At 73.0% G+C, this 21,671-nt stretch carries 23 protein-coding genes; 17 read left to right on the plus strand and 6 right to left on the minus strand.

The window, feature by feature from the left end; genetic code table 11:
- The first annotated feature begins 101 nt into the window (after positions 1 to 101).
- The 3 genes from FHU36_RS42780 to FHU36_RS42790 are packed head-to-tail and all read left to right on the plus strand — an operon-like array spanning position 102 to position 3,084.
- A complete protein-coding gene (locus FHU36_RS42780; RefSeq protein ID WP_312892234.1) occupies positions 102 to 1,589 on the plus strand; it encodes an Nramp family divalent metal transporter in 1,488 nt (495 codons plus the stop codon).
- Positions 1,589 to 2,077 (plus strand): hypothetical protein, encoded by a 489-nt coding sequence (locus tag FHU36_RS42785; protein ID WP_185089878.1) that lies wholly within the window; start codon positions 1,589 to 1,591, stop codon positions 2,075 to 2,077. The genes FHU36_RS42780 and FHU36_RS42785 overlap by 1 nt, the downstream gene beginning before the upstream one ends.
- A complete protein-coding gene (locus FHU36_RS42790; RefSeq protein WP_185089879.1) occupies positions 2,074 to 3,084 on the plus strand; it encodes a TerC family protein in 1,011 nt (336 codons plus the stop codon). Before FHU36_RS42785 ends, FHU36_RS42790 begins: the two co-directional genes overlap by 4 nt.
- A 62-nt stretch (positions 3,085 to 3,146) precedes the next feature.
- Here the strand turns inward: FHU36_RS42790 and FHU36_RS42795 are convergent, their stop codons facing one another.
- The 3 genes from FHU36_RS42795 to FHU36_RS42805 form a co-directional block, all read right to left on the minus strand.
- Positions 3,147 to 3,323 carry a hypothetical protein gene (locus tag FHU36_RS42795; RefSeq protein WP_185089880.1) on the minus strand — a complete coding sequence of 59 codons (177 nt, stop codon included), beginning with the start codon at positions 3,321 to 3,323 and terminating at the stop codon, positions 3,147 to 3,149.
- A gap of 264 nt (positions 3,324 to 3,587) precedes the next feature.
- Entirely contained in the window at positions 3,588 to 4,319 is a 732-nt protein-coding gene (locus FHU36_RS42800) for a GntR family transcriptional regulator (RefSeq protein ID WP_185089881.1), read from the minus strand.
- Between the two features lie 280 nt (positions 4,320 to 4,599).
- Positions 4,600 to 5,847: an MFS transporter gene (locus FHU36_RS42805; RefSeq protein ID WP_185089882.1), complete on the minus strand. Its 1,248-nt coding sequence runs from the start codon at positions 5,845 to 5,847 to the stop codon at positions 4,600 to 4,602.
- Positions 5,848 to 5,936: 89 nt separating this feature from the next.
- Between FHU36_RS42805 and sucC the strand changes: the two genes are divergently transcribed.
- The 6 genes from sucC to FHU36_RS42835 are packed head-to-tail and all read left to right on the plus strand — an operon-like array spanning position 5,937 to position 12,852.
- Positions 5,937 to 7,067 carry an ADP-forming succinate--CoA ligase subunit beta gene (gene sucC / locus FHU36_RS42810; RefSeq protein ID WP_185089883.1) on the plus strand — a complete coding sequence of 377 codons (1,131 nt, stop codon included), beginning with the start codon at positions 5,937 to 5,939 and terminating at the stop codon, positions 7,065 to 7,067.
- Positions 7,067 to 7,954, plus strand: coding sequence for a succinate--CoA ligase subunit alpha (gene sucD / locus FHU36_RS42815; protein ID WP_185089884.1), 888 nt, complete (start codon positions 7,067 to 7,069; stop codon positions 7,952 to 7,954). The genes sucC and sucD overlap by 1 nt, the downstream gene beginning before the upstream one ends.
- Positions 7,951 to 8,724, plus strand: a complete 774-nt coding sequence (locus FHU36_RS42820) for a hydroxypyruvate isomerase family protein (protein WP_185089885.1) — start codon at positions 7,951 to 7,953, stop codon at positions 8,722 to 8,724. The genes sucD and FHU36_RS42820 overlap by 4 nt, the downstream gene beginning before the upstream one ends.
- On the plus strand, positions 8,721 to 9,584 hold the full coding sequence (locus FHU36_RS42825) for a 2-hydroxy-3-oxopropionate reductase (protein WP_185089886.1): 864 nt from the start codon (positions 8,721 to 8,723) through the stop codon (positions 9,582 to 9,584). The genes FHU36_RS42820 and FHU36_RS42825 overlap by 4 nt, the downstream gene beginning before the upstream one ends.
- Positions 9,581 to 11,302 (plus strand): glyoxylate carboligase, encoded by a 1,722-nt coding sequence (gene gcl / locus FHU36_RS42830; RefSeq protein WP_185089887.1) that lies wholly within the window; start codon positions 9,581 to 9,583, stop codon positions 11,300 to 11,302. Before FHU36_RS42825 ends, gcl begins: the two co-directional genes overlap by 4 nt.
- Before the next feature lie 20 nt (positions 11,303 to 11,322).
- Positions 11,323 to 12,852, plus strand: coding sequence for an aldehyde dehydrogenase family protein (locus tag FHU36_RS42835; protein ID WP_185089888.1), 1,530 nt, complete (start codon positions 11,323 to 11,325; stop codon positions 12,850 to 12,852).
- Positions 12,853 to 12,897: 45 nt separating this feature from the next.
- Here FHU36_RS42835 and FHU36_RS42840 read toward each other — a convergent pair whose 3' ends face one another.
- On the minus strand, positions 12,898 to 13,998 hold the full coding sequence (locus tag FHU36_RS42840) for an acetate/propionate family kinase (RefSeq protein WP_185089889.1): 1,101 nt from the start codon (positions 13,996 to 13,998) through the stop codon (positions 12,898 to 12,900).
- 127 nt (positions 13,999 to 14,125) lie between these two features.
- On the opposite strand from FHU36_RS42840, the gene FHU36_RS42845 reads away from it, so the two are divergent.
- From FHU36_RS42845 to FHU36_RS42860, 4 genes are all read left to right on the plus strand, one after another.
- Positions 14,126 to 14,674, plus strand: a complete 549-nt coding sequence (locus tag FHU36_RS42845) for a TetR/AcrR family transcriptional regulator (RefSeq protein WP_185089890.1) — start codon at positions 14,126 to 14,128, stop codon at positions 14,672 to 14,674.
- A complete protein-coding gene (locus tag FHU36_RS42850) occupies positions 14,658 to 15,056 on the plus strand; it encodes a DUF5360 family protein (protein WP_221497444.1) in 399 nt (132 codons plus the stop codon). Before FHU36_RS42845 ends, FHU36_RS42850 begins: the two co-directional genes overlap by 17 nt.
- Before the next feature lie 149 nt (positions 15,057 to 15,205).
- Entirely contained in the window at positions 15,206 to 16,255 is a 1,050-nt protein-coding gene (locus FHU36_RS42855) for a glucose 1-dehydrogenase (RefSeq protein ID WP_185089891.1), read from the plus strand.
- 300 nt (positions 16,256 to 16,555) lie between these two features.
- Positions 16,556 to 17,059: a DUF6328 family protein gene (locus FHU36_RS42860; RefSeq protein ID WP_312892236.1), complete on the plus strand. Its 504-nt coding sequence runs from the start codon at positions 16,556 to 16,558 to the stop codon at positions 17,057 to 17,059.
- A 72-nt stretch (positions 17,060 to 17,131) separates the two neighbouring features.
- Here FHU36_RS42860 and FHU36_RS43930 read toward each other — a convergent pair whose 3' ends face one another.
- The gene (locus FHU36_RS43930; RefSeq protein WP_221497445.1) at positions 17,132 to 17,323 is read right to left on the minus strand and encodes a hypothetical protein; all 192 of its coding nucleotides are present in this window, start codon (positions 17,321 to 17,323) and stop codon (positions 17,132 to 17,134) included.
- On the opposite strand from FHU36_RS43930, the gene FHU36_RS47020 reads away from it, so the two are divergent.
- The gene (locus FHU36_RS47020; RefSeq protein WP_376774207.1) at positions 17,249 to 17,593 is read left to right on the plus strand and encodes an NADAR domain-containing protein; all 345 of its coding nucleotides are present in this window, start codon (positions 17,249 to 17,251) and stop codon (positions 17,591 to 17,593) included. The two genes, FHU36_RS43930 and FHU36_RS47020, sit on opposite strands and share 75 nt — an antisense overlap.
- Before the next feature lie 127 nt (positions 17,594 to 17,720).
- On the opposite strand, the gene FHU36_RS42870 is transcribed toward FHU36_RS47020, so the two are convergent.
- Positions 17,721 to 18,722, minus strand: coding sequence for a carbohydrate kinase family protein (locus tag FHU36_RS42870; RefSeq protein WP_185089894.1), 1,002 nt, complete (start codon positions 18,720 to 18,722; stop codon positions 17,721 to 17,723).
- Positions 18,723 to 18,895: 173 nt separating this feature from the next.
- On the opposite strand from FHU36_RS42870, the gene FHU36_RS42875 reads away from it, so the two are divergent.
- The 3 genes from FHU36_RS42875 to FHU36_RS42885 are packed head-to-tail and all read left to right on the plus strand — an operon-like array spanning position 18,896 to position 21,667.
- Positions 18,896 to 19,891, plus strand: coding sequence for a sugar ABC transporter substrate-binding protein (locus tag FHU36_RS42875; RefSeq protein ID WP_185089895.1), 996 nt, complete (start codon positions 18,896 to 18,898; stop codon positions 19,889 to 19,891).
- A 10-nt stretch (positions 19,892 to 19,901) separates the two neighbouring features.
- Positions 19,902 to 20,864: an ABC transporter permease gene (locus FHU36_RS42880; RefSeq protein ID WP_221497447.1), complete on the plus strand. Its 963-nt coding sequence runs from the start codon at positions 19,902 to 19,904 to the stop codon at positions 20,862 to 20,864.
- Complete coding sequence (locus tag FHU36_RS42885; protein ID WP_185089897.1) at positions 20,861 to 21,667, plus strand: ATP-binding cassette domain-containing protein; 807 nt, start codon at positions 20,861 to 20,863, stop codon at positions 21,665 to 21,667. The genes FHU36_RS42880 and FHU36_RS42885 overlap by 4 nt, the downstream gene beginning before the upstream one ends.
- Positions 21,668 to 21,671 lie beyond the last annotated feature (4 nt).

Raw genomic sequence — 21,671 nt, forward strand, 5'->3', positions numbered from 1 at the left:
CGAGGGACGAGCCGAGTCCCGCGCCGGCCGCGGCGCGAACGGGTGAGGGGGCGCATCGGGGCAGCGAAGGAGATCGACCAAACCCCCCTGGAGGTCCGTAGGTGGACACATCGAAGACACCGGCCGCGGCAGCGCCGCCGGTCGAGGACGAACGAGTATGGAAAGCGGGCCGGCTGGAGCCGATGCCCATCAGGAGACTCCCCGACGCGCCCCCCTCGGTGCACATCCTCGGGCCCACGGTGTTCCTCGTGGCTCTGGGCGTGGGGATGGGCGAGTCGTACATGTGGCCCCGGCTCGTGCTGCTGTTCGGGCCGGAGATCCGCTGGTTGTTCCTGATCGGCGTCACGCTGCAGGCCGTGGTCATGCTGGAGATGGCACGCTACGCCATGGCCACGGGGGAGAGCATCTTCTCCGGCGCGGCCCGGGTGTTCAAGCCGCTGATGTGGTTCTTCTTCGTCGTCGCCATCGCCGTCTACATCTGGCCGGGGCACCTGTCGGCCGGGGCGGCGGCGTTCGAGCAGATCACCGGGATTCCGTGGATGGTGACCGCGATCATCGGGCTCGTCCTGGTCGGGGTGGTCTTCAGCCTGGCCAAGGTGATCTACAACGTGCTGGAGAACGTGCTGTCGCTGCTCATCGGGACCCTGGTGATCGGCACCGCCGTGGTCGCCGCCATGGTGGGCTCCTGGAGCGACGTCGCCAGCACCCTGTCCGGGATGTTCGCCATCGGCTACCTGCCGTCGGAGGCCATGTCGGCGGCCTGGTTCCCGGTGATCGTCGGCGCGTGCGCGTTCGCCGGGCCCTCCGGCATGCAGCAGATGTGGTACACGCTGCACCTGCGCGACTCGGGGGCCGGCATGGGCGCCCACATCCCGCGCATCCGCGGCCTGCGGCACGCGGGCGAGGAGGAAGCCATGCCGTCGCGGGGGTTCATGTTCGACACCGACGACCCGGCCGAGATGGCCAAGTGGAGGGGCTGGCGGCGGTGGGTCACCTTCGACGCGCTGCTGCTGTTCTGGGGCGTCACCATGCTGGTGACGGTCTCGTTCACGGTCATCGCGCAGGCGGCCGCCCGGCAGAACCCCGGCGTCCGCGCGGTCATCCAGAACGAGGAGCGCGAGGTCGCGCTGACCGCGATGGCGGACGCCGTCTCCTCGGCGGGCAGCTCGGTGCTCGGCACGATCTTCCTCGGCTTCATCGCGCTGATCGGCCTGAACGCCACGCTCGGGCTGTTCGACTCCTTCTCCCGCGGCCAGGCCGACATGACCTACAACTTCGTGCCCGGCGCGAAGAAGCTGCGCATGTCGCACCTGTACGCGGGCTTCCTCTGGGGCGTGATCATCTTCGGCATCCTGATCCTGCTGTTCGGCCCGGCCGACGGGCCGAGCGGGATCCTGGACACGCTGGCGTTCCTGTCGACGTTCGCGATGGGGGCGTACTGCGTGACGCTGCTGCTGGTCAACAACCGCATGCTGCCCAAACCGATCAGGCCGCGCTGGTGGACCAACGTGATCATCGGGTTCGGCGCCTGCTTCTACCTCGGGATGCTGTTCTACAGCCTGTTCGCCTTCGGCGTGGTCGTGGGCTGATGGTCGGACGGCACAGTCTCGAACTCGCCCTGCCAGGGGCGACGATCGGAGCCGCCGCCGGCGCCATGGCCGGCGGGCTGACCCTCCTCGCGGGGCAGCCCGCCGGCCTGGCGGCACTGTCGGCGCTCGCGCTCGCCGTGCCGCTGGCCCTCTTCGGCGGCCTGTACGGGGTGCTGCTCGGCGAGGGCCTGCTGCGGCACGGCACCTTCGGGCCCTCCGGCCTGTACTGGATGGCGGCCTTCCCGCTGTCCCGCCTGTTCCAGGACGGCGTCGCCGGGCCGGGCACCACCGAGGGCGTGGGCGCGTTCCTCGCCTTCCAGGCCATGGTGAGCCTCGGCTTCGCGCTCGGGTTCGTCTGGGTGCACGAACGGCTCATGCCGCACTGGCTGCTGCGCCGGGCCACGGTCAACCCGCGCGCCGCGGCGCTGCTGGAGACGTACGTGCGGCACGCGCAGGTGACGCACCGACGGAAAGGAGCGCGCAGGTGAACCTGCCCGCCTGGATCTGGCTGGCCACGATCGGCGGCTTCGGCCTCGTCCTCGCCCTGGACTTCTACCTCGTCGCCCGCAACCCCCGCGAGCCGTCGTTTCGGGAGTGCGTCGGCTGGGTGTCCTTCTACGTGGCGCTGGCCTGCGCGTTCGGTGTCGGGCTGCTGGTGGTGTCGGGGCCCGGGCGCGGCGGGGAGTTCTTCGCCGGCTGGATCACCGAGTACTCGCTCAGCGTCGACAACCTGTTCGTCTTCCTGCTGATCATGAGCAGGTTCCGGGTACCGCGGGCCTATCGGCAGAAGGTGCTGCTCATCGGCATCGTGCTGGCCCTCGTCATGCGGGGCGCGTTCATCGCGGCCGGCGCGGAGGCGGTGACCAGGTTCGACTGGCTGTTCTACGTCTTCGGCGCCTTCCTCGTCTACACCGCCTGGAAGCTGATCGGGCACGAAGAGGAGGAGGCCGAGTTCTCGGAGAACGTCGCGCTGCGCGCCGTACGGCGGCTGCTGCCGACCACCGACGCCTACCACGGGGCCCGCCTGACGGTGCGGCCGGCCGGGGGCGCCCGGCGGATGGTCACGCCCATGCTCATCGTGATGGTGGCCATCGGCACCACCGACCTGTTGTTCGCGCTCGACTCGATCCCGGCCATCTTCGGGCTGACGAAGGAGCCCTACCTGGTCTTCACGGCCAACGCCTTCGCGCTGATGGGGCTGCGGCAGCTGTTCTTCCTCATCGGCGGGCTGCTCGACCGGCTCGTGTACCTGAGCAAGGGGCTGTCGGTGGTGCTGGCCTTCATCGGGGTCAAGCTGATCCTGGAGGCCCTGCACCACGACGGGGTGTCGTGGGCTCCGGAGATCCCGATCCTGGTGTCCCTGGGCGTCATCGTCGGCACCCTCGCGGTGACCACGGTGCTGAGCCTGCTCAAGTCCGCCCGTGACACCAGGGCCGCGGCCCGCGCGGACGAGGACGGCGAGGTGCGGGAGGTCTCGGAACGCGTCGAAGGCTGATCCGGCCGACCGGGGCTGATCCGGTCGTGGGCGGGGGCGGCGGCTCCTGCCCACGGCTGGGCTCAGCTCCGCCGGGTCCTGCGGGTCTCGTGCTCCGCGGCCCACCGGCGCAGATGACGCTCCGCGTCGTCGGCGGAGTGGTGCTTCCTCAGCGCGGCGGCCAGACCGAGGCCGACCGCACGGCCGTCGGCCGGCTGGCCCAGGGGCTCGCCGAGCAGGAAGCGGAGGAACGCCTTCATGATCATTCACCTCCCGTCGGGGTCTCATCCTCTACCCGAGAAGTTTCCCGGCAAGCCGCAGTCCGTGAACGTCAGGTATCGCCGCTCCGGCCCGTCAGGCATGCCATGCCGTGGCACGTTCCGGGATCTCGGCTCCGGCCGCCGGGCCGGAGCCCCGGGTGTCCGGCCGGTGGGTCACCGGGCGGCGGGTGTCCGGGCGGCGGGTGTCCGGGCGGCGACCCACCGGCCGGTGGGTCGCCAGACGGTGGGTTCCCCCGGCCGGGGTCAGCCGGCGGACAGGGTGCGTGGGCGGCGGCGGCGTACCGGCTTGGGCAGCGGCTCCACCGGCTCGCCGGCACGCTGCTCCATGTAGCTCGCGCGGGTGTGCTCGGTGTGCTCGCGCATGATGTGCGCGGCCCGCTCCCCGTCACCCGCCTCGATGGCGTCGATCAGCGCGGCGTGCTCGCGCCAGGACGTCATGCCGCGCTGCCGCGCCACCGGCGTGTGGTACCACCGCACCCGGCGCGCGACCTGGGCGGCCAGCTCGGCCAGCACCTTGTTGCCCGACAGCGCCGTCACCAGGGCGTGCAGCTCGGAGTTGGTGGCCACGGCCGTGTCGATCTCGTCGGCCTCGACGGCCGCCGTGCCGCGCGCGCACAGCTCGCGCAGCCGCTTGACGCCCTCCTCGCTCGCGTGCTGCGCGGCGAGCCGGGCGGACTCGGTCTCCAGCAGCGCCCGGACGGCGAGGAGCTGGTCGGCCTCCTCCACCGTGGGGACGTGCACGAACGCCCCCTGGCCCGGATGCAGATCGACCCACCCCTCGCCGCTGAGCTGCTGCAGCGCCTCGCGCACCGGCTGCCGCGACACGCCCAGCAGCTCGGCCAGCTCGCTCTCCACCAGGTGCTGACCCGGTTTGAGCTGGCCGGAGACGATCAGCTCCTGGATGGCCTCGATCACGCTCTCCCGGAGCGTGGCCGGGCGGGGGATCTTGGCGCCTGCCTGAACCGAGTGCAACATGGGTGCTCCAGAAGAAGGGCTTCAACGGTTTCTCGTCGACTGCCTACAGCATACCGTTCCACCCGCATCTCCGCCGGTGAACCTCGTCACACAGCCGTTCCGCCCCGCCGCCGCGCCTCCACCGGGTCGGCGTCCGGGTCGGCGTCCGGGCCGGGCGTCGAGGGACTGGGCCGACGCGCCGTCCGCTCCGTCCCGGCCCCGTCCGGAGGCGGGCCAGGCGGGGTCGGGTGGGGTCGGGTGGGGTCGGGCAGGCCAGGCGGGTCAGGCAGGTCAGGCAGATTCAGGCGGGGAGGGTGGCCGGGAGGCCAGGGGCGCGGAGGCGGGTGGTGGCCAGGGCGGTGACCGCCGTCAGACCGGCCGCGAGCAGCAGGGCCCCGGCCGGGGTGGTGAAGGCGAGGGCGGCCAGGGCGACGGCGCCCACCCCCGCCACGGCCTTGGCGCTGTAGACGACGGCGTGGATCTGGCCGACGCGCTCGGCGCCGAAGAAGTCGCGGACCAGGCTGGCGACCAGCGGGTAGAAGGCGCCGCCCGCCAGCCCGGCGGCGAGCGCGCCGAGCCACGGCAGTGCGGACGCCCCGCCGCCCGCGCTCCGGCTCGCGGCGAGGAGAGCCTGGCCGAGAGCCAGGAGGGCGAGGACGGTGACGAGCACCCGCCTGCGGCCGACGACCTCCGAGCAGCGCATGGCCAGCGCCCGGCCGGCGCCGTTCAGTGCCACCAGCAGGGCCAGCGGCCCCCACACCCCGGCGCGGGCGACCACGATCACGTCGAACACCGACACGGCGCCCGCGCACACCAGGATCGCGGCCAGCGCGGCGAGCGTCCGCGTGCGCAGGGCCTGGGCCAGGGAGAACTGCCGGACGGAGCCGGGGGTGCGGCGCAGGATCGCCGCGTCCAGCGCGTGCGCGCGGGGATCGACAGTGCCGGGCCACCACCCGGCGGGCGGCAGCCGCAGGAACCGGGCGGCCACGGCGACGGCTGCCCAGGCGGCGACCGCCGCCGCGAGGAAGGCCGGGCGCAGCGCGTCGGGATCGAGGCCCACCCACACGACCAGGGGCAGCGCGCCGTACCCGAAGGCGCCCGTCAGCAGGCCGACCCGGACGGCCGGACGCTCGGGATGCCAGGAGGACACCACCTCGGTGCACACGCCGTAGACCACGCCGGCGCCCAGCCCGCCCAGGACGGCGTAGCCGAGGAAGACGGCCGGGGCGGGGCCGCCGGCCGCGACGGCGAGCAGGCCGAGGCCGCTCAGCGCCGCCCCCGCGGCCAGGGCGGCCCGCACGCCGAGCCGGCCGCGTCGCACCAGGCGCAGGGCGGGCAGGGCGCCCGTCGCCTGGCAGACGATCCACGCCGCCAGGGAGATCAGGGTGAAACCGTCGCGGGCGACGAGCGCCGCGTAGCCGTACTGGAGCGGCCCGATCGCCACCATGGCCGCCCAGGCGAGCCAGAACATCCGGGACCGGTCGCGCGGGACCGGTCCGACGAGGTAGGAGCGGCCGCGCCAGTCCCTGACCAATGTCGTCTTCTCCATACTGTATGGAATATCCCGGGAACGGGAAGTCTGTCGAGACCTGGACGGCGGATATTCCATACGGTATACCGTCTACAAAGGAGGCTCGCATGGACCTGTACGAGTACCAGGCCAAGGAACTCTTCGGGCGCCGCGGGATACCGGTTCCGGCCGGCGGCGTCGCCACCAGTCCGGAGCAGGCCCGCGAGATCGCGACCGGGCTGGCCGCTCCCGTCGTCGTCAAAGCGCAGGTGAAGACCGGCGGCCGGGGCAAGGCCGGCGGCATCAGAGCCGCGTCGGGCCCGGGCGAGACCGAGGCGGAGGCCGCCCGCGTCCTCGGGATGGACATCAGGGGACACGTCGCGCACGCGGTCCTCGTCGAGGCGGCCACCACGCCCGCCGAGGAGTACTACGCCGCCTACCTGGTGGACCGGGCCGAGGGGACGTTCCTCGCCATGGTGTCGCGCCACGGCGGGATGGACATCGAGGAGGTCGCGGCGAGCGACCCGGACGCGCTGGTCCGGTTGCCGATCGACCCGCTGGCCGGGGTGGACGCCGACACCGCCGGGCTGCTGGCCGAGAAGGCCGGCCTGCCGCCGGAGACGGCGAAGGTGCTGCACCGGCTCTGGCAGGTCATGGTCGAGGAGGACGCCCTGCTCGTGGAGGTCAACCCGCTCGTCCGCACCGCCGACGGGCGGATCATGGCACTCGACGGCAAGGTGACCCTCGACGGCAACGCCGCCTTCCGCCACGACCGGGAGCCGCCCGCCGCCTCCGGCGGGCTGGAGGACCGGGCCCGCGCCAAGGGGCTGAACTACGTCAAGCTGGCCGGCCGGGTCGGTGTCGTGGGCAACGGCGCCGGGCTCGTCATGAGCACGCTCGACGTGGTCGCCCAGGCGGGCGCGGCCCCCGCGAACTTCCTCGACATCGGCGGCGGCGCCTCCGCCCAGGTCATGGCCGACGGACTGGAGATCATCCTGTCCGATCCCGACGTGCGCTCGGTCCTGGTGAACGTCTTCGGCGGTATCACCACCTGCGACGCCGTGGCCACCGGCATCGTCACCGCGCTGCACCAGCTCGGCGAGCGCGGCCTGAGCAGACCCATCGTCGTCCGGCTGGACGGCAACAACGCCGAGGTGGGGCGGCGCATCCTCAGCGACGCCCGGCACCCGGCGGTCCGGCAGGTGTTCACCATGGACGGCGCCGCCGAGCTGGCGGCCGGACTCGCGGCAGGTGCGTGATGGCGATCTTCCTGACCAAGGACAGCCGGGTGCTCGTGCAGGGTATGACCGGCGCGGAGGGCACCCGGCACACCGCCCGCATGCTCGCCGCCGGCACCGACGTCGTCGCCGGCGTCACGCCCGGCAAGGGCGGCCGGTCGGTCGACTTCGGCGAGCGCACGGTGCCCGTCCTCGACTCGGTGACCGCCGCCGTGGACGGCACCGGGGCGGACGTGAGCGTCGTGTTCGTGCCACCCAGGTTCGTGCGGGCCGCCGTGGAGGAGACCATCGCGGCGTCCGTCCCGCTCTGCGTGGTGATCACCGAGGGGGTCCCCGTGCACGACGCGGTCCGGCTGCGCGCGCTCGCCGCGGCCGGGCGTACCCGGATCATCGGCCCGAACTGCCCCGGCCTGATCAGTCCCGGACAGTCGTCCGCCGGCATCATCCCCGCCGACATCACCTCCGCCGGCCGGATCGGCCTGGTCTCCAAGTCGGGGACGCTGACCTACCAGCTCATGTACGAGCTGCGCGACCTCGGCTTCTCCACGGCCGTCGGCATCGGCGGCGACCCGGTCGTCGGCACCACCCACATCGACTGCCTCCAGGCGTTCCAGGACGACCCGGGCACCGACGCCATCGTGATGATCGGCGAGATCGGCGGCGACGCCGAGGAGCGGGCCGCCGCCTGCATCGCCGAACGGGTGACCAAGCCCGTGGTCGCGTACGTGGCCGGGTTCACCGCGCCCGAGGGCAGGACCATGGGCCACGCGGGCGCCATCGTGTCCGGCTCCTCCGGCACCGCGCAGGCCAAGAAGGAGGCCCTGGAGGCCGTCGGCGTCCGGGTCGGCCGCACCCCGTCGGAGACCGCCCGCCTGCTGCGCTCCGCCCTGGAGAGGGCGGCCGGATGACCGGGCCGTCCTTCGCCGTCAACGTCTCCATCCTGCTCACCGAGCTGCCGCTGCTGGAACGGCCGGCGGCGGCGGCCGAGGCGGGGTTCGACGCCATCGAGATGTGGTGGCCGTTCGACGGGCCGCAGCCCGCCGACGCCGAGGTGGCGGCGCTCAGAAAGGCCATCGAGGCCGCCGGCGTGCGCCTGACCGGCCTGAACTTCGACGCCGGCGACATGGCGGCAGGGGAGCGGGGCCTGCTCGCCCGGCCGGGCACCTCGGCGCGCTTCCGCGCCAACATCGACGTCGCCACCCGCCTGGCCGCCGAACTGGACTGCCGGGTGCTCAACGCCCTGTACGGCAACGACCCCGGCACCGACCGGGCGCTGGCCGTGGCGAACCTCACCCTGGCGGCCGAGGCCGCCGCGCGGTCCGGCGCGGTCGTCGTCGTGGAGGCGCTCAACGCCCACGAGAACCCGCACTACCCGATCACCTCCTCGGCGGCGGCGTTCGAGCTGATCGACGAGGTGGGCCGGGACGACGTGGCGTTCCTGGCCGACCTCTACCACCTGCACCGGATGGGCGAGGACGTCCCGGCGCTCATCGACACGGCCGCCCACCGGTTCGGTCACGTCCAGATCGCCGACGACCCCGGCCGGGGCCGTCCCGGCAGCGGGCGCATGCCGTACCCGGAGATCCTCGACCGGCTGGCCGCCGCGGGCTACCGCGGACGGATCGGCCTGGAGTACCGGCATCAGGGGCCCGACGCGTTCGCCTGGAGGAGCGCATGACCACCATCGGATTCGTCGGCCTCGGGGTCATGGGCAGCCCCATGGCCGCCAACCTCGTCGCCGCCGGGCACGCCGTGACCGGCTACGACGTCAGCGCCGAACGCCTCGACCGGCTGGCTGACGCGGGCGGCAAGGCGGCCGGCGACGTCGCCGGGGCGGTCGCCGGCGCCGACGTCGTGATCACCATGCTGCCCGACTCGCCGCAGGTCGAGGAGGTCGCGGCCGAGATCCTCCGGCACGCCGGCCCGGGGCTGCTCTACCTCGACATGAGCACGATCAGCCCGAGCACCTCCCGCCGGGTGGCCGAGCAGGCCGCGGCCCGGGGGGTGCGGGCGCTGGACGCCCCCGTCAGCGGCGGCGAGCGCGGCGCCGTCGACGGCACCCTGTCGATCATGGTCGGCGGGGCGGGCGGCGACTTCGAGGCGGCCCTGCCCGTCCTGCGTGCGCTCGGCACCACGATCGTGCACGTGGGCCCCCCGGGCGCCGGGCAGACCGTCAAGGCGGCCAACCAGCTCGTCGTCGGCGGGATCTACGGCCTGGTGGCCGAGGCCATCGTGCTGCTGGAGGGCTCCGGGGTGGACCCCGTGGCGGGCCTCGACGTGCTGGCCGGCGGGCTGGCGGGCTCGCGCGTCCTCGACCTCAAGCGGCACAGCATGATCAGGCGGGAGTTCGCCCCCGGCTTCCGCATCGACCTGCACCACAAGGACATGGGGATCGCCGTCGCGGCCGCCCGCGAGGCGGGCGTCGCCCTTCCCCTGACCGGCCAGGTCGCCCAGCTCGTCGCGGCGGCCAGGGCGCAGGGCCACGGCTCCCTCGACCACTCCGCCCTGCTCAAGGTGATCGAAAGGCTCAACGGATGAAACGAGTGCCCTGCATGGAGGCCGTGGTCGCGGTGCTGGAGTCGGAGGGCGTGGACACCGTCTTCGGCATCCCCGGCGCCGCCATCCTGCCCTTCTACGCCGCGCTGCGCACCAGCTCGATCCGGCACATCACCGTGCGCCACGAGGAGGGCGGCACCCACGCCGCCGACGGCTGGGCCCGGGTCACCGGCAACGTCGGCGTGTGCGTCGGCACCTCCGGCCCCGCCGGCACCAACATGATCACCGGGCTGTACACGGCGCTCGCCGACTCCATCCCGATGATCTGCGTCACCGGCCAGGCGGCGACCGCCAAGCTGCACCAGGAGGCGTTCCAGGCCGTCGACATCGTGGAGATCGCCCGGCCGGTGACCAAGTGGGCCGTGCAGCTCAAGGAACCCGCCCAGGCGCCGTGGGTGTTCCGCGAGGCGTTCCGGATCGCCCGGTCCGGCCGGCCCGGCCCCGTCCTCATCGACCTGCCGATCGACGTGCAGCGCGGCACCTGCCTGTACGACCGCGACCTCGACGCGCCGCTGGCCGTCGAGGTGCCCGAGCCGCCGCCCCGTGCCCTCCGCGCGGCGATGGACCTGCTGGAGACTGCCCGTCGGCCGATCATCCTGGCCGGCGGCGGCGTCATCGTCGCCGACGCCTGCGACGAGCTGCGCGAGCTGGCCGAGCACCTGCAGGTGCCGGTCCAGGTCACGCTCATGGGCAAGGGCGCCTTCCCCGAGGACCACCCGCTGTTCGCCGGGATGGCCGGCATCCAGACGCAGACCCGCTGGGGCAACGCCGCGTTCCTGGCCAGCGACCTGGTGCTGGCCGTCGGCGCCCGGTTCGGCGACCGGCACACCGGCGACCTGGACGTCTACCGCAAGGGCCGGCGCTTCGTCCACGTGGACATCGAGCCGACGCAGATCGGCCGGGTCTTCGAGCCCGACCTCGGCGTCGTCGGCCACGCCCGGCCGGTGCTCGCCGGCCTGCTGGCCGAGGCGCGGAGCCGGGCGGCCGCCCGCGAGCCGGGCCGGTGGGTGCGCCGGGTGGCCGAGCTGCGCGGCACGCTGGCCCGCCGCGACGACTTCGACGACGTGCCGATCAAGCCGCCCCGGGTGTTCAGGGAGATGAACGCGTTCTTCGGCCGCGACACCACGTTCGTCACCGCCATCGGGCTCTACCAGATCTGGTCGGGCCAGTTCCAGACCACCTACCTGCCGCGCCGCTACCTCGTGTGCGGGCAGGCCGGGCCGCTCGGCTGGGAGATCCCCGCCGCCCTGGGCGTCAAGTGCGCGCACCCCGAACGGCAGGTCGTCGTGGTGGTGGGCGACTACTCCTTCCAGTTCCTCATGGAGGAGGTGGCGGTCGCCGCGCAGTACCGCGTCCCGTTCGTCATCGTGATGATCAACAACGAGTACCTGGGTCTGATCAGGCAGGCCGAGATCCCGTACGAGATGAACTACGCGGTGGACCTGCACTACGGAGAGGGCGGCATCGACCATGTCAAGGCGATGGAGGCGTTCGGCTGCCCGGCGCGCCGCGTGGAGCTGCCCGGCGACCTGCGCGAGGCGCTGTCCTGGGCGTCGGCCGAGGCGGAGCGGCAGCGGCTCCCCGTGCTCGTGGAGGTGATGGTGGAGCGCGAGGCCAACGCGGCCATGGGGCCCGCGTTGGACGCCGTCAAGGAGTTCGAGCCGCTGCCCGAGCTCGTCACCGTCGACTGGTCCGACTGAGGTCCCATCAAGGAGGTCACATGCGGCTCAAGCCGGGAACGGCCTGGTCCGACGCCTACGAGCGGTGCTGCGCGGCGGCGCCGGAGGCGTTCCACGACGACCGGGTGCTCAACCACTGGGGCGGGTTCTGGCAGCGCGACGGCCGGCCGGCGCCCGTCTTCTCCCCGGTGGACGGCACCGCCATCGCCGGGCCGCCCCGGCTCGACCGGGCCGGCGCGGCACGGGCCGTGGCCGGAGCCGCCGACGAGCACCGGCAGTGGCGGCACCTGCCGCTCGCCGAACGCGCCGCCAGGGTGTCGGCGGCCGTGGACGCCATGGCCGCGCACCGCGACCTGCTGGCGCTGCTGCTGGTGTGGGAGATCGGCAAGCCGTGGCGGACCGCCCGCGCGGACGTGGACCGGTGCCTGGACGGCGTGTGCTGGTACCTGACCGAGATCGAGCACATGGTGGCGGGCCGGACGCCGCTGCCCGGCCCGGTCAGCAACATCGCGAGCTGGAACTACCCGATGAGCGTCCTCATGCACGCCATGCTCGTGCAGGCGCTCGCGGGCAACGCCGTGATCGCCAAGACCCCCACCGACGGCGGCCTGTCCTGCCTCACCCTGGCCACCGCCCTGGCCGTGCGTGAGGGCCTGCCGTTCACGCTGGTCAGCGGGGGAGGGGCGGAGCTGTCGCCGGTCCTGGTGCGCGGCCGGGCCATCGGCTGCGTCTCGTTCGTCGGCGGGCGGGACGCCGGCGCCGAGGTGGCCGCGTCACTGGCCGACCTCGGCCGCCGCCACGTCCTGGAGCAGGAGGGGCTCAACTGCTGGGGCGTGTGGGAGTACTCCGGCTGGGAGTCGCTCACCCGGCAGATCCGCGCCTCGTTCGACTACGGCAAGCAGCGGTGCACCGCCTACCCGAGGTTCGTGGTGCAGCGGGAGCTGTTCCACGAGTTCCTGGCCGCCTATCTGGCGGCGGTCGGTTCGTTGCGCTTCGGGCATCCCCTCGCCGTCGAGGAGCCGGACGACCCGCTGCCCGAGCTGGACTTCGGGCCGCTGATCAGCGCCTCGAAGGCGAAGGAGCTGGGTGACCAGGTCGGCGAGGCGGTGGCCAAGGGCGGCGTGCCGATCCACCGGGCCTCGCTGGAGTCCGGGCGGTTCCTGCCCGGGCAGGACACCTCCGCCTACTTCCCGCCCACGGCGCTGCTCAGCCCGCCCCGGTCCTCGCCGCTCTTCCACGCCGAGCCGTTCGGGCCGGTCGACACCATCGTGCTGGTGGACACCGAGGCCGAGTTGCTGGCGGCCATGAACGCCAGCAACGGGGCGCTGGTGGCCACCCTGTCGTGCGACGCGCAGGAGACGGCGGCCAGGCTCGCGCCCGAGGTGCGGGCGTTCAAGGTGGGTCACAACCGGCCGCGGTCGCGCGGTGACCGGGAGGAGCTGTTCGGCGGGCTGGGCAGCTCGTGGCGGGGCGCGTTCGTGGGCGGCGAGCTGCTGGTGCGCGCCGTCACCGTCGGGCCGGAGGGCGAGCGACTGGTGGGCAACTTCCCGCACTACACCCTCCTGCCCTGACCTGCCGGGGCAGAGGGTGCGGGGCGGTGGGACGGCCCGCCGCGCTCAGGCCAGGACGCGCAGGGCCTCGCGGGCGAGCTGCAGCTCCTCGCGCGGCTCGACGACGTACACGGGTACGGCCGCGCCCTCGGCGCTGACCGGCCCGTCCTCGGTCCGGTGCGTCACGGCCGGCGGCTCGACGCCGAGCACCCGTAGCCGCCGGCAGACGTCGTGGCGCACCTCGGGCTGGTCCCAGCCGATCTCGCCGGTGAGGACCAGCGCGTCGATCCGGCGCAGGGAGGTCGCCACGGCGGCGATCTCCCGGGCCACCCGGTGGCAGAAGACGGCCAGCGCCAGCGCCGCGTCCGCGTCGCCGTCGCCCTGGGCCGCCACCAGCTCCCGCGTGTCACCGGACCGGCCGCCGGACAGCCCGAGCAGCCCGGACTCGCGCCACAGCCCCTCGCCCAGCTCCCCGGCCGTGAGCCGGCCCTCCTGCAGCAGCCACAGCAGCATCCCGGGATCGACCGAGCCGGACCGCCTGCTCATCGGCACCCCGTCCAGCGGCGTCCAGCCCGTCGAGGTGTCCAGGCTGCGCCCGCCGGACACGGCGCACACCGACGCGCCGCCGCCCAGGTGGGCGAGCACCAGGTCCAGCTCCTCCACCGGCCGGCCCGTCAGCTCCGCCACCCGGTCGGCCGACCAGGCGTAGGACAGGCCGTGGAAGCCGTAGCGGCGCAGGCCGTACCGCTCGCGCCACCGCGCCGGCAGGGCGTACATCGCGGCCTCCACGGGCAGGCCGGCGTGGAAGGCGGTGTCGGGGCAGAGCACGTGCGGCACCGCCGGCAGCAGCTCGCGGGCCGCGTCCACCAGCGCCAGCGACGGCGGCAGGTGCAGCGGCGCCAGCCCGGACACCCCGCGCACCGCCTCGACGGTCTCGTCGTCGGCGACCACGGCGGCCCGCACCGCCTCGCCGCCGTGCACCAGGCGGTGCGCGACGGCCTCGATGTCGCGGTCGAGATGGCGGCCGAGGAACGACGACAGCTCGTCCTGGGCGGACGCCGGGTCCACGGCCCGTTCGGCGTGCGCGCTGTCGATGAGCACCTCGCCGTCCACGAGGTCGAGCCGGAGGCTGGACGATCCGGCGTTGACGGTGAGCACGCTCGTCACGATGGCACTGCCTCCTCACGGGTCTCGGACAGGAGCCGCGCGGCCCCACCGGCGCGGGCTACCCGAGACTCGGCGGGGAATGCCGATCACCGCATTAGTAAACCGGCTGACCGGTATAGTTTCCGGCATGCCGCGACCGAGTTCCAAGGACCGCCTCCTCGACGCCGCCGCCGACGTGCTGCTGACCGAGGGAGCCGAATCACTCACGCTGGAAGCCGTCGCCCGGCGGGCGGGCGTCTCCAAGGGCGGGCTGTTCTACCACTTCCCCACCAAGCAGGCGCTGGTCGCCGCCATGGTCGAACGGCTGACCCGCGCCTTCGACGAGGCGCTGGCCCAGGCGGGCGGCAGGCCGGGCGACTTCCTGCGCGCCTACGTCGCCGCGACCATCCCCGACCGGCACGCCACCGCCGCCCCGTCCGACCGCGTCACCGCCGCCCTGCTCGCCGGGGTGCTGGTCGACCCGGCCGGGCTGGAGCCGCTGCGCGCGCGGTACGCCGCCTGGCAGGACCGCCTGGCCGGCGACGGCATCGACCCGGCCGCCGCGACGGCCGTGCGGCTCGCCGTCGACGGCTGGTGGGCCGCCAGGCTGTTCGGCCTCAGCGCCCCCGGACCCGACCTGCACGAACGCACCCGCCGCTACCTGATGGAGGCCATCGACCGTGCTGCGCACGACTAAGGTCCTGATGCTGGTCACCGACGTCGGCTTCGTGGTCTACTTCGGCGTCACCGGGCTCGGGCTGATCCCCCCGGAGTGGGCGTTCGCCGGCTACGCCGACCCGGTGATGGCCGACTGGAACTGGTCGTTCCTCGCGATCGACCTCCTGGCCGGCGCCACCGGCCTGGCGAGCCTGCTCCTGCTGCGGCGTGGCTCGGCGAGCGGGTCGCAGCTGATGCTGGTGTCCCTCGTGCTCACCATGGCCTCCGGCCTCATGGCCATCGCGTTCTGGACCCTGCGCGGCGACTTCTCCCTCGCCTGGTGGCTGCCCAACCTCTACCTCATGATCTTCCCGCTTCCGGCGATCGTCCGGCTCGCCGGGCCCCGTCCCGTGCCGGGCTGAGCGTCCGTGTCCCGGGAAGGTCCCCGGCACGCGTCCGTGTCCCGGGGAGGTTGCCGGCCGCAGACGAGCCCGCCGCCGGCTCTCCCGGGACTCGCGTGTCCGGGCCGCCGGCCCGGGTAGGTGAGCGCAGACGAGGGGGTGGCGCGCCGATGAAGGCGATCACGGTGATTCCCGGCCAGGCCGGCAGCGTACGGGTCGAGGAGGTCCGCGGCCCGGAGCCCGGCGAGGGCCAGGTCCTCGTCCAGGGGCTGCTGCTCGGCATCTGCGGCACCGACGTGGAGATCGTCGAAGGGCTGGAGCACGGCGCGCCGCCCCCGGGCCGCGAGCGGCTGGTGATCGGCCACGAGTCGCTGGGCCGGGTGCTGGAGGCGCCCGCGGGCAGCGGCCTGGCCGAGGGCGACCTCGTGGTGGGCATCGTCCGGCGTCCCGACCCGGTCCCGTGCGAGCCGTGCGCCCACGAGGAGTGGGACTTCTGCCGCAACGGCCGCTTCACCGAACGCGGCATCAAGGAACGTGACGGATACGGCGCGCAGCGCTGGCGCATCGAGCCGGAGTACGTGGTCAGGCTGGACTCCGGCGTCGGCGACCGCGGGGTGCTGCTGGAACCGGCGTCGATCCTGGCCAAGGCATGGGAGCAGACCGACCGGTTCCTGACCCGTACCTCGTGGCGGCCGCGGGTGGCGCTGGTCACGGGCGCCGGGCCGATCGGGCTGCTGGCGGCGCTCATGGGCGTTCAGCGCGGCATGGAGGTGCACGTCCTCGACGTCGCCGACGGCGGGCCCAAGCCGCAACTCGTCGCCGACCTCGGCGGCGTCTTCCACACCGGGGACGTCACCGGCATCGGGGTGGAGCCCGACGTGGTGATGGAGTGCACCGGTCACGGGCCGCTGGTCTTCGCCCTGCCCGAGGTGGCGACGCCGGACGCCGTCATCTGCCTGACCGGCATCTCCTCCGGCAGCGACCTCGGCGAGGCGCCGCTCGAACTGATCAACAGGGAGCTGGTGCTCAAGAACACCGTCATCTTCGGCACGGTCAACGCCGCCCGGCGTCACTACCAGCAGGCCGCCGCGGACCTCGCCAAGGCCGACCAGGACTGGCTCGACCGGCTGATCACCCGGCGGGTGCCGATGGAGGAGTTCGACGCGGGCCTGCGCAAGGAGCCCGGCGACATCAAGGTGGTCGTCGACCTGACCCTCTGACCGGCCCGCGCCCGCTCGCCCGTGGCCTGCTCGCGGGCGCGTGGGCGGCGTGCGCGTCCCGAGCCGGGCCGGCAGCTCCGTGAGCCTTGCCTCCTCGCGGATCCGCCGCGCGGTTCGACGTGCCGGACCATGACGTGCCGGACCATGACGTGCCGGACCATGACGTGCCGGACCATGACGTGGCCGTAGACCGGCTCTGATCAGCGACGCCGCCCGGTGGGGCAAAAAGCGAGGTTTTGCAGGGAAAAGCCCGGTAAGTCATACCGTCTCGGTGACGATCGTGTGGAAGGGACGGCCCAGGTGAGCAATGGACCGGAGACGGGCGGGGAGACCGGCGGCGACCGCGCCGACCGCAACTTCGTGGAGCTGCTGCAGGGCGCCCGCGTGGCGGTGACCGGGGTGCAGGTGCTGTTCGCGTTCCTGCTCACGGTGCCGTTCTCGCCGGGCTTCACCCGCTTGGACGCCTTCGACCGGCGGCTGTTCTTCGTGGCGCTGGTCAGCGCGGCGATCGCGTCCATCTGCTACATCGCGCCGGCCGCGCAGCACCGCGTGTTGTTCCGGCAGGGGCTGAAGGAGACGCTGGTACGCCGGTCCAACTTCTACGGCATCGCCGGAGCCCTGGCCCTGGCCGTGTCGATGACCGCGGCGACCATGCTGGTGGTCGATTACCTCTTCGACAGCACGATCGGGGTGCTCACGGCGGCCATCGTCGCGCTGCTCGCGGTGTGGACGTGGTTCGCCCAGCCGGCGCTCGACCGCTCCAAGGCGCCGGAGCGTGAGCCCTCCGACGAGGGCCGCGGGTAGGGGAGGAGTGCTCCGGAGCCGCGGGGGTGACCGGACGGGGAACGCCAGGCCACCGGGCCCCGCGCGGGCGGGTCACCCGGCGTCGGTGACGCGCCGGGTGACCTCGTCGACCAGGTCGCCGGTCGCCTCCACGGTGCCGGGACCGCTGCCACGCACGAGCAGGCCGTGCGGCAGCCACCTGTTGATCAGATCCACGTCGGACGCGACGCCGAACGCGATGTCACCGTCGGCGGGCATCCCCCGCGTCGCCTCGTACTCTGCCATGCCACCCGGCCCTACCCGCCGCCCACCGGGGCAAACGACCCTGGCCGTCTCCCACCGGGAGAGGCGAAGAAGCTGGGCCGCCTGGTGCGCGGCTTCGACGAGGTCACCTGGGCGGAGCACCGCTACGGCATCGTGGTGCGCGCCGGCGTCGCCAAGTTCGCGGCGCACCCGGAGCTGAGGGACTACCTCTTCGGCACGGAGACCTGGAAGGGCCTCAACCTCCTCGGCTTCGCCCTCATGGACGCGCGCGACGAACTCTCCGCCCACTGACGCGCCCGCGCCCCTCTCGTGCTCGCGCTCTCCCGCGCCCGCGCGCCCTCCCGCGTCGCGCCCCCTCTCGCGCCTGCGTTCCCTCCCGTGCCCGCGCGTCGGGGGGCGGGGGCGTTCGGCCGGTACGTCAGGAGGTCGCCGGTTCGGCGAGCTGGTACGCCCACGGCGGGTTGGCGCCCGCGACCGCGCAGGTAAGCGCGGCGACCCGGGCCGCGAACGACGCCGCCTCGGCCGCCGTGGCCAGGTCCAGCCGGTCCAGCCGCCCGCCCAGCAGGCCGCGCTCGCCCAGGCGGTGCAGCAGCCCCGCGGTGAAGGCGTCGCCCGCGCCGACCGTGTCCACGACCCTCACGCGGGGGGCCGCCACCTCCGCCCGGGAGCCGTCCAGGGAGACGAGCGCCCCCGTCGCGCCCCTGGTCACCACGACGAGGCGGGCGCCCGCCTCGTGCCAGGCGTCGCAGACCTCCGCCACCGGCTCGCCGGGGACGAGGAAGGCCAGGTCGTCCTCGCTCAGCTTGATGATGTCGGCGAGGGCGCACCATCGCGGCACGTCGTACGCCTCGCGCGGGGCGAGGCTGGGCCGGACGTTCGGGTCGATCGAGACCGTCGCCCGCGCCGCCGCCTCGGCGGCGAAGCGCTCCACCGCCTCCCGTCCCGGCTCCCTGACCAGGGCGAGCGACCCCGTGTGCAGGCAGGACGAACCGCCGAGGCCGGCGGCGGCCAGCTCGCCGGGCGTCCACCGCCAGTCGGCCGCGCCCTCGGCGTGGAAGCTGTAGGCGGCCTGACCCCGGGCGTCGAGCGAGGCCACGGCGAGCGTGCTCGGCTCGGCCGCGTCCACGCAGCCCGACAGGTCCACCCCGGAGGCGGCCAGCCGGTCGCGGAACAGCTCCCCGAACACGTCACGGGAGATCCGGCCGAGGAACCGGGTGGGCGTGCCGAGCCGCGCGAGCGCCACCGCCGTGTTCGCCGGCCCGCCGCCGGGCAGCACCCGCAGCGACAGCTCGGGGTCACCCGCACTGCCACCGGCACCGGCCTGGTCACCGGCACCGCGAGCGGCCTGGTCACCGGTCCGGTCACGGGTCCGGCGGTCGGCGAAGGCGTCGGCCACGCACTCGCCGAGGACAGAGATCATCACAGTCGCCTCTCACCACGTTGCCGATTCGTTACGGCCGTAGACCATTGACGTTTCCCGGTCCGGAGTTCATCATCACAACACAGCCGATGTCAACGTTGACATATGTCAACGATGACATTGAGTTCGCCCTGATAGGATGAGATCCGAGACCACTCTGATAGGAAGCCACCATGAAAGCTAGGCTCTCGGCCGGTCTCCTGGCTGCCGCACTCCTCGCCGCCGGATGTGGAAGCGACGACGGGGGCGGCAGTGGCCAGCAGGCCGCCACCACCGCCAAGGTCGGTCTGATCACCAAGACGGAGACCAACCCGTTCTTCGTGAAGATGAAGGAAGGCGCGCAGAAGTCCGCGCAGGCCAACGGCATGGAGCTGATGACGGCCGCGGGCAAGTTCGACGGAGACAACGCCTCCCAGATCACCGCCATCGAGAACATGGTGGCCGCCGGCGTCAAGGGCATCCTCATCACGCCGAGCGACACCAAGGCGATCGTCCCGGCCGTCAAGAAGGCTCGCGACGCCGGGGTCCTGGTCATCGCGCTCGACACCCCGACCGACCCGCAGGACGCCACCGACGCGCTGTTCGCCACCGACAACTTCAAGGCCGGCGAGCTCATCGGGCAGTACGCCAAGGCCGCCATGGCGGGCAAGCCCGCCAAGATCGCCACTCTCGACCTGGCGCCCGGCATCACGGTCGGCCAGCTCCGCCACGACGGCTTCCTCAAGGGCTTCGGCGTCGCCGAGGGCGACCCGTCGATCGTCTGCTCCCAGGACACCCGCGGCGACCAGTCCAAGGGCCAGACCGCGATGGAGAACTGCCTGCAGAAGGCGCCCGACATCAACGTCGTCTACACCATCAACGAGCCGGCCGCGCTCGGCGCGCACACCGCGCTGAAGGCCAAGGGCCGCGAGAAGGACGTGCTGGTCGTCTCCGTCGACGGCGGCTGCACCGGCGTCAAGGCCGTGCAGAGCGGCCAGATCGCCGCGACCTCCCAGCAGTACCCGCTGAAGATGGCCGAGGACGGCGTCAAGGCCGTGGCCGACTTCGCCAAGGGCGGCAAGAAGGCCGCCGGCTACACCGACACCGGCGTCACGCTGATCACCGACAAGGCGGTCGACGGCGTCGAGGCCAAGGACACAGCCTTCGGCCTCGCCAACTGCTGGGGCTGACATGGCCGTCATGGAAGCGACGCTGCCGCGGCGTCTCATCACCACCCCCACCGCGGGCCCGCTCGCGGCGCTGGTGCTGGCGTGCGTGTTCTTCGCGGTCAACTCCGAGCAGTTCCTCACCGGGGGCAACTTCTCGCTCATCATCCAGCAGGTCATGGTCGTCGGCACGCTCGCCATCGGCCAGACACTGATCATCCTGACCGCGGGCATCGACCTGTCGAACGGCGCCATCATGGCGTTCGGCGGAATCGTGATGACGAAGCTGGCCGTCGACAGCGGCCTGCCACCGCTGCTCGCCATCGCCGCCGGGCTGGCCGTCTGCGCGGCGTTCGGGCTGCTCAACGGGCTGCTCGTGATGAAGATCTCGCTGCCGCCGTTCATCGTGACCCTCGGCATGCTGAACGTGGTCTTCGCGCTGACCCACATCTACTCGCAGGACCAGACGGTCACCGACCTGCCGCCCGCGATGACGTACCTGGGCCGGACCTTCAACCTCGGCGGGACGAACGTCACCTACGGCTCCCTGCTCACCATCCTGTTGTTCCTGCTGTTCGCCTACCTGCTCGGCCAGACCGCCTGGGGCCGCCACGTGTACGCGCTGGGCAACAGTCCCGAGGTCGCCCGGCTGACCGGCATCCGCACCAACCGGCTCATCGTCGGCGTCTACACGGTCGCCGGTCTCGTGTACGGCATCGCCGCCCTGCTCCTGGTGTCGCGTACCGGAGTGGGCGACCCGCAGGCGGGGCAGACCGACAACCTCGACAGCATCACCGCGGTCGTCCTCGGCGGCACGAGCCTGTTCGGCGGCCGGGGGCTGGTGCTCGGCACGCTGATCGGCGCCCTCATCGTGGGGGTGTTCCGCAACGGGCTGCAGCTCATGGGCGTACCGTCGATCTACCAGACCCTCATCACCGGGATCTTGGTGATCCTCGCCGTCACCGTGGACCAGCTCTCCCGCAGGAGGAACCGATGACCCCCGTGCTCCAGGCGCGCGGCCTGGTCAAGCGCTACGGCCACGTCACAGCGCTCGACGGCGCCGACTTCGACCTGATGCCCGGCGAGGTGCTCGCGGTCATCGGCGACAACGGCGCGGGCAAGACGAGCCTCATCAAGGCACTGACCGGCGCCCTGCAGCCGGACGAGGGCGAGATCCTCCTCGACGGCAGGGCCGTGCGCTTCCGCGACCCGCTGGATGCGCGCAGGCACGGCATCGAGACCGTCTACCAGGACCTCGCCGTCGCCGCCTCCCTCGACATCGCCACCAACATGTTCCTCGGCCGGGAGATCCGCAAGCCGGGCCCGCTCGGCAAGGTGTTCCGGATGCTGGACAAGAAGCGCATGCGCGAGGAGTCGGCCAAGCACATGGCCGACCTCAAGATCGGCCTGCGCTCGCTCACCCAGCCCGTCGAGTCGCTGTCGGGCGGCCAGCGGCAGGGGGTCGCCGTGGCCCGTGCCGTCGCCTGGGCCTCCCACGTCGTCGTCATGGACGAGCCCACCGCCGCGCTCGGCGTCAAGGAGTCGGGGCAGGTGCTCGACATGATCAAGCGGGTCCGTGACCGCGGCACCCCCGTCGTGCTGATCAGCCACAACATGCCGCACGTGTTCGAGATCGCCGACCGCATCCACGTCCAGCGGCTCGGCCGCCGGGTCGCCCAGATCAAGCCGGGCGACTTCAACATGGCCCAGGTCGTGGCCATCATGACCGGCGCCATGCAGGTCGCGGACGGCAAGGCGGTGGTCACCGACCAGGACGCAGCGGAGGCGATCGGCCTGTAGCCGG

This window comes from Nonomuraea muscovyensis, from assembly GCF_014207745.1.
In the GTDB taxonomy this organism is placed as follows: domain Bacteria; phylum Actinomycetota; class Actinomycetes; order Streptosporangiales; family Streptosporangiaceae; genus Nonomuraea; species Nonomuraea muscovyensis.